The sequence below is a fragment of the Streptomyces sp. NPDC126510 genome, from assembly GCF_040302345.1.
Classification (GTDB): Bacteria; Actinomycetota; Actinomycetes; order Streptomycetales; family Streptomycetaceae; genus Streptomyces.
The window spans coordinates 172,458-184,927 of sequence record NZ_JBEORR010000008.1; the positions used below are offsets into that span (position 1 = coordinate 172,458).

Annotated in this window: 13 protein-coding genes; 8 read left to right on the forward strand and 5 right to left on the reverse strand. The window is 72.4% G+C overall.

The genetic code is table 11. The features are described from left to right. Positions 1 to 36 precede the first annotated feature (36 nt). Entirely contained in the window at positions 37 to 1,704 is a 1,668-nt protein-coding gene (locus tag ABTX60_RS13285; protein ID WP_352097174.1) for a penicillin-binding transpeptidase domain-containing protein, read from the forward strand. Positions 1,705 to 1,713: 9 nt separating this feature from the next. Here ABTX60_RS13285 and ABTX60_RS13290 read toward each other — a convergent pair whose 3' ends face one another. Continuing rightward, positions 1,714 to 2,079, reverse strand: coding sequence for an SsgA family sporulation/cell division regulator (locus ABTX60_RS13290; RefSeq protein ID WP_352097175.1), 366 nt, complete (start codon positions 2,077 to 2,079; stop codon positions 1,714 to 1,716). Positions 2,080 to 2,247: 168 nt separating this feature from the next. Between ABTX60_RS13290 and ABTX60_RS13295 the strand changes: the two genes are divergently transcribed. The 6 genes from ABTX60_RS13295 (at position 2,248) to ABTX60_RS13320 (ending at position 7,051) form a co-directional block, all read left to right on the forward strand. Next, positions 2,248 to 3,306: an energy-coupling factor ABC transporter permease gene (locus ABTX60_RS13295; RefSeq protein ID WP_352097176.1), complete on the forward strand. Its 1,059-nt coding sequence runs from the start codon at positions 2,248 to 2,250 to the stop codon at positions 3,304 to 3,306. Between the two features lies 1 nt (position 3,307). Next, entirely contained in the window at positions 3,308 to 4,069 is a 762-nt protein-coding gene (gene cbiQ / locus ABTX60_RS13300; RefSeq protein ID WP_352097177.1) for a cobalt ECF transporter T component CbiQ, read from the forward strand. After that, positions 4,057 to 4,824 (forward strand): energy-coupling factor ABC transporter ATP-binding protein, encoded by a 768-nt coding sequence (locus ABTX60_RS13305; RefSeq protein WP_352097178.1) that lies wholly within the window; start codon positions 4,057 to 4,059, stop codon positions 4,822 to 4,824. The genes cbiQ and ABTX60_RS13305 overlap by 13 nt, the downstream gene beginning before the upstream one ends. 10 nt (positions 4,825 to 4,834) lie before the next feature. Further along, the gene (locus ABTX60_RS13310) at positions 4,835 to 5,296 is read left to right on the forward strand and encodes a MarR family winged helix-turn-helix transcriptional regulator (protein ID WP_352097179.1); all 462 of its coding nucleotides are present in this window, start codon (positions 4,835 to 4,837) and stop codon (positions 5,294 to 5,296) included. 102 nt (positions 5,297 to 5,398) lie between these two features. Next, positions 5,399 to 5,845: an organic hydroperoxide resistance protein gene (locus ABTX60_RS13315; protein WP_352097180.1), complete on the forward strand. Its 447-nt coding sequence runs from the start codon at positions 5,399 to 5,401 to the stop codon at positions 5,843 to 5,845. Between the two features lie 42 nt (positions 5,846 to 5,887). Next, the gene (locus tag ABTX60_RS13320) at positions 5,888 to 7,051 is read left to right on the forward strand and encodes a serine hydrolase domain-containing protein (RefSeq protein ID WP_352097181.1); all 1,164 of its coding nucleotides are present in this window, start codon (positions 5,888 to 5,890) and stop codon (positions 7,049 to 7,051) included. Between the two features lie 26 nt (positions 7,052 to 7,077). Here the strand turns inward: ABTX60_RS13320 and ABTX60_RS13325 are convergent, their stop codons facing one another. The 4 genes from ABTX60_RS13325 to ABTX60_RS13340 all read right to left on the reverse strand — a co-directional run bounded on the left by ABTX60_RS13325 (position 7,078) and on the right by ABTX60_RS13340 (position 9,504). Continuing rightward, positions 7,078 to 7,353: a DUF1876 domain-containing protein gene (locus ABTX60_RS13325; RefSeq protein ID WP_053675991.1), complete on the reverse strand. Its 276-nt coding sequence runs from the start codon at positions 7,351 to 7,353 to the stop codon at positions 7,078 to 7,080. A gap of 102 nt (positions 7,354 to 7,455) precedes the next feature. Further along, on the reverse strand, positions 7,456 to 8,301 hold the full coding sequence (locus ABTX60_RS13330) for a DMT family transporter (RefSeq protein ID WP_352097182.1): 846 nt from the start codon (positions 8,299 to 8,301) through the stop codon (positions 7,456 to 7,458). Continuing rightward, positions 8,298 to 8,813, reverse strand: coding sequence for a YbaK/EbsC family protein (locus tag ABTX60_RS13335; RefSeq protein ID WP_352097183.1), 516 nt, complete (start codon positions 8,811 to 8,813; stop codon positions 8,298 to 8,300). Before ABTX60_RS13335 ends, ABTX60_RS13330 begins: the two co-directional genes overlap by 4 nt. An 88-nt stretch (positions 8,814 to 8,901) precedes the next feature. Further along, the gene (locus tag ABTX60_RS13340; protein ID WP_352097184.1) at positions 8,902 to 9,504 is read right to left on the reverse strand and encodes a TetR/AcrR family transcriptional regulator; all 603 of its coding nucleotides are present in this window, start codon (positions 9,502 to 9,504) and stop codon (positions 8,902 to 8,904) included. A 154-nt stretch (positions 9,505 to 9,658) separates the two neighbouring features. Between ABTX60_RS13340 and ABTX60_RS13345 the strand changes: the two genes are divergently transcribed. Continuing rightward, the coding region (locus ABTX60_RS13345) for a S41 family peptidase (protein ID WP_352097185.1) at positions 9,659 to 12,470 on the forward strand (2,812 nt) is incomplete at its 3' end.

Below are 12,470 nucleotides of genomic sequence, written 5' to 3' on the forward strand. Positions count from 1 at the left end.
CGGGGACCCTGGGGATTCGCGGAGGAACGAACAGCAGTGGGCAACAGAAGGCGCGTCGCCGAGCGACGGAAGACGAGACCCGCCGTGATCGGCGGAATGATCGCCGTGGTCGTCGCGGGTGGCGGAGCCGGTGCCTACGCGCTGTTCGGCGGTGGTGCCGCCGCCGACGACGGGTCGCGGGCGGCGGACCAGAAGGCCAAGGTGAAGACCGGCCCGCTGTCGCCGGCCGAGGTCACCTCCACCGCCACCGCCTTCCTCACCGCCTGGCAGTCCGGAAAGATCACGCAGGCCGCCACCGCCACCGACGACCCCTCCGCGGCCCGGCCGCTGCTCACCGGCTACGCCAAGGACGCCCACGTCAAGGACGTCACCCTCACCCCGGGCAAGCCCACCGGCGACAAGGTGTCGTTCTCCGTCAAGGGCACCGTGTTGTACAAGGGCACCGCCAAGCCACTGACGTACGACAGCGCCCTGACCGTGACGCGCCGCGCCGCCGACGGGAAGCCCCTGGTCGACTGGCACTCCGCGGTCGTCCACCCGGACCTGAGGGACGGCGACACGCTGGTGACGGGTGAGGCCGGCACACCGCCGGTCAAGGCCCTCGACCGGGACGGCGGGGAGCTGACCACGAAGAAGTACGCCTCCCTCGGCCCGGTCCTGGACGGACTGCGTGAGAAGTACGGCAAGGAGGCCGGCGGCAAGGCCGGTATCGAGCTGCGGGTCGTGCGCGGCAAGGCCGCCAAGGCCAAGGACCTCTCCGACAAGACCCTGCTGGAGCTGAGCGAGGGCACGCCGGGCACGGTGAAGACCACGCTGGACCCCGCCCTGCAGGCGGCGGCGGAACAGAAGGTCGCGAAGAAGGCCAGGTCGTCGGTGGTCCTGCTGCGGGTCTCGACCGGCGAGATCCTCGCCGCGGCCAATGCCTCCCCCGGCTTCAACACCGCCTTCCAGGGCTCCCTGGCCCCCGGCTCCACGATGAAGGTCATCACTTCGTCGCTGCTGCTGGAGAAGGGCCTGGCCTCGGCGGACAAGAAGCACCCGTGCCCGAAGTACTTCACGTACGGCCACTGGAAGTTCCAGAACGACGACAAGTTCGAGATCAAGAACGGCACCTTCAAGGCGAGCTTCGCCCGGTCCTGCAACACGGCCTTCATCAGCCAGGCCCCGAAGCTGAAGGACGACGACCTGACCAAGGAGGCCCAGCAGGTCTTCGGCCTGGGGCTGAACAACTGGGCGATCGGCGTGCCGTCCTTCGACGGCGCGGTGCCGGTGCAGTCGGCGGCCCAGATGGGAGCCTCGCTGATCGGGCAGGGCGGGGTCCGCATGAACCCGCTGAACATGGCGTCGGTCTCGGCGACGGTCAAGGCCGGCACCTTCCACCAGCCCTACCTGGTCTCCCCGGACGTGGACGGACGCAAGCTGGCGAAGGCCTCCCGCACCCTGCCGGCGAGCACCCTGTCCCAGCTGCGGGAGCTGATGTCGTACACGGCCGCCTACGGCACGGCAGCGGAGGCGATGGCCGGAGTCGGCGGTGACGTCGGCGCGAAGACCGGGTCCGCCGAGGTCGACGGGCAGAAGAAGCCGAACGGCTGGTTCACGGCCTACCGGGGCGACCTGGCCGCCGCGGGCGTGGTCCAGCAGGGCGGGCACGGCGGCTCGACGGCGGGTCCGATCGTGGCGGCGCTGCTGAAGATGGGCGGCTGAACGCGGGGCTCAATGGGTGACGGGTTCCGCGGCGGCCATGTACGTCCGCCGCAGGAACCGCAGCAGCGCCTGCCGCTCGAACTGCACCACCGACACGCCCTGCGCGGTGTGGAACTCCACGACGACCTGCACCCGGCCGCAGGGCCACACCCTTACCTCGCCGCTCCCGGCGGGGGCCCGCAGCCCCTCCTCCAGCAGCTCGCGGGCGAAGGTCCATTCGCCTCCCCCGGTCCCGGGCAGCGCCATGCGCACCTTGCGGGGGTCGTGGTCGGGGTCGTAGCGCAGCCTGACCGGTACCGCCTCCAGCTCGTCGACGAGCGGGACGGCCGCGTCCGAGACGATGTGGGCTCGCGCGTACTGCTCGACTACGGACATCGGACAGCCCCTTCACCGTGCGCAATCCGAGTGGAAACCGTGCGTCCACTCCTTCTCCAATGTCGCATATTTTCCGGATTGCGCCCGCGGGGGCGGATATCTCACGAGTGAGATAAAACGAGCTTCACGCTCTTGCAAATCGTTCGCATCAAGCCACATCATCGGACGGTGCATGTACCTGACGGATTCATCAACGCGCCCACCTCCGCCGCCACCGGTGTGATCGCCGCGGGCGCCGTAGCCGTAAGCCTGCGCGGCGCGCGCCGCGAACTCGACGAGCGCACGGCGCCGCTGGCCGGACTCGTCGCGGCGTTCATCTTCGCCGTACAGATGCTGAACTTCCCCGTCGCGGCGGGCACCAGCGGCCACCTGCTGGGCGGTGCGCTGGCGGCGATACTCGTCGGCCCCTACACCGGTGTTCTGTGCGTCTCCGTCGTCCTGCTGATGCAGGGCATCCTCTTCGCGGACGGGGGTCTGACCGCGCTCGGCGTGAACATCACCAACATGGCGATCGTCACGACGGTCGTCGCGTACGCCCTCTTCCGCGGCCTGGTGAAGGTGCTGCCCCGCACCCGCAGGTCGGTCACCGCGGCCTCCTTCGTCGCCGCCCTGGTATCCGTCCCGGCCGCCGCGCTGGCCTTCACGCTGATGTACGCGATCGGCGGCACCACCGACGTCTCGATCGGCAAGGTCGCCACCGCCATGGTCGGCGTGCACGTCCTGATCGGCATCGGCGAGGCCGTGATCACCGCACTGACCGTCGGCGCGGTCATCGCGGTACGCCCCGACCTGGTGTACGGGGCACGCGGGCTGACGCAGAAACTCAAGCTGCGGGTGAACGGCGAACTGGTCGACGCGCCCGAGGCCGAGCCCGCCCCCGTGGCCGCCCGGACCTCGCACCGCAAGGTGTGGGCGGCGGGCCTGGTCACCTCCCTCGTGCTGGCCGGCTTCGTCAGCTTCTACGCCTCGGCGAACCCCGACGGCCTGGAGAAGGTCGCAACCGATCACGGCATCGACAAGAAGGCCGAGGAGCACTCCGCCGCCGACTCCCCGCTCGCCGACTACGGCGTCAAGGACGTCGACGACGCCCGTCTGTCCGGGGGGCTGGCGGGGGTCATCGGCGTGGGCGTGACGGTGGTCGCGGGCACCGGGGTGTTCTGGGCCGTGCGCCGTCGCCGCACGGCCGGCACGTCCCCGTCGGACACGTCGAGCCTGACGAGCGCCTGACATGGGAGCGGGTCACGCGCACAAGCTGTACCGGCACGGGCACTCGCCCGTGCACGGCCTGCCGCCGCACACCAAGCTCGCGGCCGTGTTCGCCTTCGTGGTGGTCGTGGTGTCGACGCCGCGCGAGGCGATGTGGGCGTTCGGGCTGTACGCCGTGCTGCTCGGGGCCGTCGCATACGTCGCGCGCGTGCCCCCCGGCTTCCTGCTCAGGCGGCTGCTGATCGAGGTGCCGTTCGTCGCGTTCGCGGTGCTCATGCCGTTCGTGGCGGAGGGCGAGCGGGTCGACGTCCTCGGTGTGTCCCTGAGCGTGAACGGCCTGTGGGGCGCCTGGAACGTGCTGGCCAAGGGCACGCTCGGCGTCGCGGCCTCGGTGCTGCTGGCCGCCACGACCGAGCTGCGCGAACTGCTGCTGGGCCTGCAGCGCCTCAAGCTCCCGCCGCTGCTCGTGCAGATCGCGTCCTTCATGATCCGCTACGGCGACGTCATCACCGACGAGATGCGGCGCATGCGGATCGCCCGGGAGTCACGCGGCTTCGAGGCGAGCGGCGTGAAGCACTGGGGCGTGCTCGCCAAGTCGGCGGGCGCGCTGTTCATCCGTTCCTACGAGCGCGGTGAGCGCGTGCACCTGGCCATGGTCAGCCGCGGGTACGCCGGCTCCATGCCCGTCATCGACGAGGTGACCGCGTCCCGGGCGCAGTGGTCGTACGCCCTCACCCTCCCCTGCGCCGCTCTGCTCGTCTGTCTGCTGGGATGGTCCCTGTGACTGCTTCTCTCGAGGTCTCGGGCCTCGCCTTCGCCTACCCCGACGGACACCAGGCCCTCTTCGGCGTCGACTTCTCGGTCGCGCGCGGTGAGCGGGTCGCGCTGCTCGGTCCGAACGGCGCCGGCAAGACGACCCTCGTCCTGCACCTCAACGGCATCCTGAGCGGCGGCGCCGGCACGGTGACGGTCGCCGGGCTGCCCGTGGACAAGCGGAACATGGCCGAGGTCCGGCGCCGGGTCGGCATCGTCTTCCAGGACCCGGACGACCAGCTGTTCATGCCGACGGTCCGGGAGGACGTGGCGTTCGGGCCGGCGGCGGCCGGGCTGAAGGGCCCCGGGCTGGAGGAGCGCGTGGACCGGGCGCTGGAGCGGGTCGGCATGGCGGAGTTCAAGGACCGCCCACCGCACCACCTGTCCTTCGGGCAGCGCCGCCGGGTGGCCGTCGCGACCGTGCTGGCGATGGAGCCGGAGATCCTCGTCCTGGACGAGCCCTCCTCCAACCTCGACCCCGCCTCCCGCCGCGAACTGGCGGACATCCTGCGCTCCCTGGACGTGACCGTGCTGATGGTCACGCACGACCTGCCCTACGCGCTGGAGCTGTGCCCGCGCTCCCTGGTGCTCAGCGACGGGGTGATCGCGGCCGACGGGCCGACCGGCGAGCTGCTCTCGGACGAGGAGCTGATGCGGGCCCATCGCCTGGAGCTGCCGTTCGGCTTCGACCCGCGTGCCGTCCCGGTGGCGCCGGCCCGTCCGTGACAATGGGCGCGTGACGAACGAGGAGAGCGACGGATCGCTGCTGCTGGACGAGCAGCTGTGCTTCGCGCTGTACGCCGCGCAGCGCGCGGTGACGGCGGCGTACCGGCCGCTCCTCGACGAGCTGGGTCTCACCTATCCCCAGTACCTGGTGCTGCTGGTCCTCTGGGAGCGCGGCGAGACCACCGTCAAGGACCTGGCCTCGGCTCTGCGCCTGGACTACGGCACGGTCTCGCCGCTGCTGAAGCGGCTGGAGGCGGCCGGCCTGGTACGGCGTGAGCGGTCGGCGCGGGACGAGCGGTCGGTGCTGGTGGCCGTGACGGGGCACGGGGAGGAACTCCGGGATCGGGCGGGCCGGGTGCCCGGTGCGCTGCTCACGGCGACCGGGCTGGACGCGGCGGAGGCCGGGCGGCTGCGCGCGGAACTGTGGCGGCTGGCCGAGCGTGCGGAGACGGCGGCGGACCGGGCCCGCTGAGGGTTACCGCGAGTTTCCCACCCCTGATCACCAACCCCGTGTTACCGGCCAGTACCTTGTGCACGATGTATTTGTGCACACTTGGTTCCGGGGGAGGACAGCATGACTGACGGCCCCGCCGTCGACACCCGCCCGACGAAGATCATGTACGTGGCGGAGGCCACCGCCCACGGCGGCCGCGAGGGCTACGTGACCAGCCAGGACGGTCAGCTCGACCTCAGGGTCGCGATGCCCCCGCAGCTCGGCGGCGACGGCAATGGCACCAACCCGGAACAGCTCTTCGCGGCCGGTTACAGCGCCTGCTTCCACAACGCCCTGATCCTCGTCGGCAACCGCGAGGGCTACGACCTGGCCGGCTCCACGGTCGCCGCGAAGGTCGGCATCGGCCCCAACCAGCAACGCGGCTACGGCCTCGCGGTCGCCCTCAGCGTCTCGCTGCCGGTCGTCGACGCGGACCTCGCGACCCGGCTGGTGGACGCGGCCCACGAGATCTGCCCGTACTCGAACGCGACCCGCGGGAACATCGATGTGACCATCCTGCTTGGCTAGGGGGAGCACCACGAGCACAGCGGCGAGACGAGGAGTACGGGCGTGGACGTGCACGGCACAGTGGCCGAGGGCTTCGAGCCGGTGAGGGACGCGTTCGTACGGAACTTCGAAACGCTCGGGGACCGGGGCGCGGCGGTCGCCGTCTACCGGGACGGGCACAAGGTCGTCGACCTGTGGGCCGGCACGAAGGACGTCGACGGTACGGCCCCCTGGGAGCGCGGCACGGCCCAGGTCGTGCGCTCGGCGACCAAGGGCGTCGCCGCCGCCGTACTCCTGCTGCTGCACCAGCGCGGGCAGCTGGACCTGGACGCGCCGGTGGGGCACTACTGGCCGGAGTTCAAGGCGCGGGGCAAGGAGCGGGTGCTGGTCCGGCACGTGCTGAACCACCGCGCCGGACTGCCGGTCCTCGACCGGCCGCTCACCCCGCAGGAGGCGCTCGACCCGCTGCGGGGCCCGGAGGTGCTCGTCGCGCAGGCCCCGGCCTGGGAGCCCGGCACCGACCACGGCTACCACGCGCTCACCTACGGCTGGCTGGTCGACGAACTGGTGCGGCGCGTGACCGGGCAGGGCACCGGGCAGTGGCTGGCGTCGCAGATCACCGGCCCGCTGGGGCTGGACCTCTGGCTCGGTCTGCCGGAGTCGGAGGCCGGCCGGGTGGGGCGGGTGGGCCGCGTCGAGGGAGCCGAGCCGGCCGGCGGCCTGCGGGCCCGCCCCAAGCGCTCGGTCACCGAGGCCTACGAGGATCCGGCCTCCCTCACGCGCCGGGCGTTCGCCGCGATCTCCCCGTTCCCGGACCAGAACGACCCCGCCTACCGGGCGACCGCCCTCCCCGCGACGAACGCCATGGCGACGGCGGACGGGCTGGCCCGTTTCTACGCGACGCTGATCGGCGACACGGCCGGTGCCGGGCGCCTCTTCACCCCGGAGACGGTGGAACTGGCCCGGGCCGAGGAGTCGGCGGGCCCGGACCGGGTCCTGGTGGTCGGCACCCGCTTCGGCCTCGGCTACATGCTGCACGGCAGCGCCTCGCCGTTCCTCACCCCGGGATCCTTCGGCCACCCCGGCCGGGGCGGCGCCCTCGGGTTCGCCGACCCGGAGACCGGGATCGCCTTCGGCTATGTCACGAACGGCTTCCGCAAGACGGTGACGGCGGACCCGCGGGCGCAGGGGCTGGTGCGGGCGGTGCGGGGAGTACTGGACCTGTAGTCCGGGGGCCGGACCTCCGGCAGCCTCTAGACGTGGATCGGGTGCGAGGTCCGGCCGGACGCCTGGTCGATCTCCTCGTGGGCTTTGGTCAGCAGCCGCATGGCGAGTTCGTTGAGCGCCCTCGCTCCGGCGATCTCCTCCCCGACCCTCGGCTGATTGGCGTCGGTCCGGTGCCGGCTCGCGTGGCCGTGCGCCCGTACCTCACTGCCGTCGGGCAGACGGACCATCGCGGCCGCCCGCGTGTGCTGGTCGTCCTCCGTGAACTCCATCTCGACGTGCCACCCCACAGTGGTGTGCATCATGACGATCACCTCCGGAACGCTTAATTCCAGGGTGCTCCTCGCACCGGCCGGACGCACCCGCCTGACAGGCCCCTATCCGGCGTGCACCCCGCCTGCCGGGCCCTATCCAGCGTGCAGCATCAGCCCGATCCCGACGACCAGCAGGCCGGCCGCCGCGATCCTCGGCGCGCCGAATCTCTCCTTGAAGAACACGGCCCCGATCGCCGCTCCGACGATGATCGACGACTCGCGCAGGGCCGCGATGGGGGCGAGTTCGGCCCGGGTCTGGGCCCACAGGACGAGCGCGTAGGCGGCGACGGACAGCGCGGCACCGATCAGCCCGACCCCGGCGAAGGGCCGCAGCAGGGTGACGGTATCCCCGCGCCAGCGCCACAGCGCGTACGCCGGGATGACCACTCCCTGGACCGCCATCAGCCAGGCGATGTACCCGAGGGAGGACCCGGAGGCCCGCACGCCCAGGCCGTCGACGACGGTGTAGACCGCTATGGTCAGCCCGGTCGCCAGGGCAGCTCCGATCGCCGCCCAGTCGGGCCGCCGACCGCGCAGTCCCCACAGGGCGACGCCGGTCAGCCCGGCGCAGGACAGGGCGATCCCGGCGGCGGCCCACCCGTCGGGCACCTCGTGCGCGAAGAGGGCGGCGAGCAGGGTCACGACGAGGGGCGCGGTACCCCGGGCGATGGGATAGGCCTGCCCGAAGTCCCCGAGCCGGAAGGACGTCATCAGCAGCGCGTAGTAGGCGATGTGGACGGCGGCGGAACCGAGCAGGTACGGCCAGGCCCCGGCCGCCGGGAACGCCACGAACGGTGCCAGGGCCAGCCCGATGACCATCCCGCCGCCCGAGATCAGCGCGAAGCCGACGAGCTTGTCGGTGATCTTGTGGGCGATGGCGTTCCAGCTGGCGTGGGTGACCGCGGCGAGCAGGACGGCGGCGGTGACCAGAGGGGTCACGAGGTGGGCTCGCGCACGTCCACCAAGGTGCCGCCGGCGTGGGTGACGAGGTCCGCGGGGGCCATGGGGAACACGGCGTACGGCGTCCCGGCCGCGGCCCAGACGACGTCGTGCTCCAGCAGGGACCGGTCGGCGAGCACCCGGGTCCTGGTCCGGTGCCCGAAGGGCGGCACGCCGCCGATGGCGTACCCGGTGGTCTCCCGCACGATGTCCACCTTGGCCCGGGTGACCTTGTCGGCGCCGAGTTCCTTGCGGACGAGTTCGAGGTCGACCCGGGAGGCGCCGTCCATGAGCACGAGCACGGGTACGCTGTCCGCCGCGAAGATCAGCGACTTGCAGATCTGGCTCAGCTCGCACCCGATCGCGGCGGCGGCCTCGGCGGCGGTGCGGGTGGCGTCGGGGAAGCGGCGGACCTGGCTCACGAGGTCCCCGAGCCCGAGCTCCCGCAGGGCTTCGGCGAAACGGGGATGAGCTCCGGAGCTCCCGGCGTCCGTGGCGGCTGTCGTCGTCATGGGGAGCACGGTAGTTGTCGGTGTAGGGCGCACGCGAGTGGGTTCGGGGCGCGCAGGTGCGGCTCGCCGCCGGCCGGGGAGGGACGGCCTAATCGGTGGGCACGCCGAGGGCGGGGAGGACCACGGCGTCGATGTACGAGGTGAGGAAGGCCGCCGTCGGAGGCCGGTCGTCGACGATCGCGCGGGTGACGAAGGCGCCGAGCATCATGTGCATCACGAACTCCAGCGCGGGGCAGTCCGCGCGCACCTCGCCGCGGTCGACGGCGCGCTGGAGCACGCGGCGCGAGTCCGCGATCTCCGGTTCGATGATCTGGCTCCGGAACTCGCTGTGGAGATCGGGATTGGCGTGCATCGCCGTGGCCAGGCCGCGCATCAGCGCGCCGTTCTGCTCCATCTCGGCGTCGTCCGCGCGCGCCAGCAGGGCGTGGAAGTCGCCGCGCAGCGAGCCGGTGTCGACCTCGTCGAGGCTCTTCACCGGCTTGTTGTGGCGAAGCGCCTTGACGACCAGCTGGGCCTTGCCGCCCCACTGGCGGTAGAGGGTGGCCTTGCTGGACCGGGTGCGCGCGGCCACGGCGTCCATGGTGAGGGCGTCGTAGCCGACCTCGCGGAGCAGGTCGAGCACGGCCGTGTAGAGCTCGGCCTCACGCTCGGGGGTGATCCGGCTGCGACGCGCGGCGGCGACCTCGGCCATCCCTCTCGACCTCCTGCTGCGAACGACACGGTTTCGTACGTCACGAATGTAGCGCACCCCTTACAGAAACGAAACGGTTTCGTACGTGTAATAGGCCACCGCCGGGCTTCCGCCCTGAGTTGCCCGGGTATGCCCCCGGGCAAAGCATGAGGACGTGACCTATCTGCGTCTGCCGCACCTCCATGACGACCTGCTGTGCTTCGTGGCCGAGGACGACCTCTGGCTCGCCCCGCTCGACTCCCCCGGCCGGGCCTGGCGGCTCACCGTCGACCGCACCAAGGCGGGTCACCCGCGCTTCTCGCCCGACGGCCGTCACCTGGCGTACACGAGCTGGCGCAGCCTGGTGCCCGAGGTCCACGTCGTCCCGGTGGACGGCGGGCCGGGCCGCCAGGTGAGCCACTGGGGCAGCGCCGACACCCGGGTCTGCGGCTGGACCCCGGACGGCGAGATCCTGGCCGTGGCCTCGCACGGCGAGCCCTTCTCCTACTTCACCTGGGCCTACAAGGTCACCCCGGGCGGCGACCCGGGCCGCAAACTGCCCTGGGGGCCGGTCTCCGACATCCAGGTCGCCGACGTGGACGGGGAGCGCAAGTCCCTCCTCCTCACCGGCACCCCACCGCACGAACCGGCCTCCTGGAAGCGCTACCGCGGCGGGGCGACGGGCCGGCTCTGGCTGCACGGCGAACGGCTCCTCGAAGGCATCGGGGGCCACCTGCACTCCCCCATGTTCGTCGGTGGCCGCATCGCGTTCCTCTCCGACCACGAGGGCGTCGCCAACCTCTACTCCTGCGCCTACGACGGCTCCGGACTGCGCCGGCACACCGACCACGACGCCTTCTACGCCCGGCACGCCGCCAGCGACGGCACCCGGGTGGTGTACCAGTGCGGGGGCGACCTGTGGCTGGTCGACGACCTGTCCCCGGACTCCGAGCCGCGCCGGCTGGACGTACGGCTGAGCGGGCCGCGAGCCGGGCGGCGCCCGTACCAGGTGGCGGCCTCCCGGCACCTCGACGGGCTCTCCGTCGACGAGACCGGGCGGGCCAGTGCCGTCGTCGTGCGCGGCAGCCTGTACTGGCTGACCCACCGGGACGGCCCGGCCCGCACCCTCACCGACACCCCCGGCGTCCGGGTGCGGCTGCCCGAGATGCTCGGCGGCAGCGGGCGGGTGGCGTACGTGACGGACGCCGAGGGCGAGGACGCGATCGAGATCGCCTCCCTGCCCCGGGCGAGCGGCGACCGGGCGCCCCGGCGGCTGGCCCCGGGCAGGCTGGGCCGCGTGCACGAGCTCGTGTCGGACCCGGAGGGCGAGCGGCTGGCGGTCGCCTCGCACGACGGCCGGCTCCTCCTCGTGGACGTCACCGAGGACTCCGGCGGCGAGGTCACCGAGCTGATCCGGTCGGTCAACGGGCCCGTGCGCGACCTCGCGTTCTCCCCGGACGGAGCGTGGCTGACCTGGTCGCACCCGGGCATCGGCCGGACCCTGCGGCAGATCAAACTGGCCCGGCTGGCCGACCGGCTGATCGTGGACCTCACCAACGGCCGCTTCGAGGACGAGAACCCGGTCTTCACCAGCGACGGCCGCTACCTCGCCTTCCTGTCCTGGCGCGGCTTCGACCCCGTCTACGACGTGCACACCGGCGACCTGTCCTTCCCGCTGGGCTGCCGCCCGTACCTGGTGCCGCTGTCCTCCGCGACGCCCTCCCCGTTCGCCGTGAACCCCGAGGGCCGCCCGGCAGCAGGTGGCCTGGACCCGGTCGAGGACGAAGGCGACGAGGATCACGGGGCCACCGTGACCGTCGAGGCCGAGGGGCTGGAGAGCCGCGTCACGCCGTTCCCGGTGGCCGCCTCCAAGTACTCGGCGCTGCGCCCGGTCGCGGGCGGCGGGCTGGTGTGGTTGCGCTGGCCGATCTCGGGCGCCCTCGGCGAGACGTTCGCCAACCCCGACGACACCAGCGGCCGGCCGACCCTGGAGCACTTCGGCATCACCAAGGCCAGGAAGTCCGAACTCGCCCAGCACCTGGACTGGTTCGCGGTCAGCGGCGACGGCAGCCGGCTGGTGATCGTCGACGAGGGCGAGCTGCGCGCGGTCCCGGCCAACGAGCAGGGCGACAGCGACTCCACCGTGTGGATCGACGCGCGCCGCATCCTGCACACGGTCGATCCGGCAGCGGAGTGGCGGCAGGCCTACGAGGAGGCCGGCCGGCTGATCCGGGCGTACTTCTGGGAACCGGGCATGTGCGGCATCGACTGGGACGGGGTGCTCGACCAGTACCGTCCGCTGGTCGAACGGGTCGCGTCACCCGACGAGTTCGCCGACCTGCTGCGCGAGGTCCTCGGCGAACTGGGCACGTCCCACGCCTATGTCACCGCCGCCCGACGCAACGAGGGCCCGCCCCACTACCAGCGCCGACAGGGCCTGCTGGGCGCCAACTTCGTACACAGGGACCGCGGCTGGACGGTAAAGCGGATCCTGCTCGGCGACTCCTCCGACTCCAAGGCCCGCTCCCCGCTGGCCGGCACGGGCATCCGGGAAGGCGCCGTCCTCACCCACGTGGACGGCCGCCCGGTGGACCCGGACACGGGCCCGTACCCGCTGCTGGCCGGCGCGGGCGGCACGACGGTGGAGCTGACGTTCGAACCGGCGGAGGACTCGGCGGAGCGCTCGGCGGAGGTCCCGGCCGCCGGCTCGACGGCGGACTCGGCCGATGGCTTGGCGCAAGGCCCGGCCGCAGTCCCGACCGATGGCTTGGCGCAAGGCCCGGCCGCAGTCCCGACCGATGGCCCGGCACAGGGCCCGGCCGCAGTCCCGGCCGGCGACCCGGGGGCGGACTCGGCCGATGACACGGCGCAAGTCCCGGCCGGCGACCCGGCGGCGGACTCGGCCGATGACACGGCGCAAGTCCCGGCCGGCGACCCGGCGGCGGACTCGGCCGATGACACGGCGCAAGTCCCGGCCGGCGACCCGG

What these genes read in the sequence shown, in the direction of transcription:
- ABTX60_RS13290 (WP_352097175.1), bottom strand. Translation starts at nt 2,079, where the DNA reads ATGTCCGTAGTCGAGCAGTACGCGCGAGCCCACATCGTCTCGGACGCG.
- cbiQ (WP_352097177.1), top strand. Translation starts at nt 3,308, where the DNA reads ATGGGAGCGGGTCACGCGCACAAGCTGTACCGGCACGGGCACTCGCCC.
- ABTX60_RS13305 (WP_352097178.1), top strand. Translation starts at nt 4,057, where the DNA reads ATGGTCCCTGTGACTGCTTCTCTCGAGGTCTCGGGCCTCGCCTTCGCC.
- ABTX60_RS13315 (WP_352097180.1), top strand. Translation starts at nt 5,399, where the DNA reads ATGACTGACGGCCCCGCCGTCGACACCCGCCCGACGAAGATCATGTAC.
- ABTX60_RS13325 (WP_053675991.1), bottom strand. Translation starts at nt 7,353, where the DNA reads ATGATGCACACCACTGTGGGGTGGCACGTCGAGATGGAGTTCACGGAG.
- ABTX60_RS13335 (WP_352097183.1), bottom strand. Translation starts at nt 8,813, where the DNA reads ATGACGACGACAGCCGCCACGGACGCCGGGAGCTCCGGAGCTCATCCC.
- ABTX60_RS13340 (WP_352097184.1), bottom strand. Translation starts at nt 9,504, where the DNA reads ATGGCCGAGGTCGCCGCCGCGCGTCGCAGCCGGATCACCCCCGAGCGT.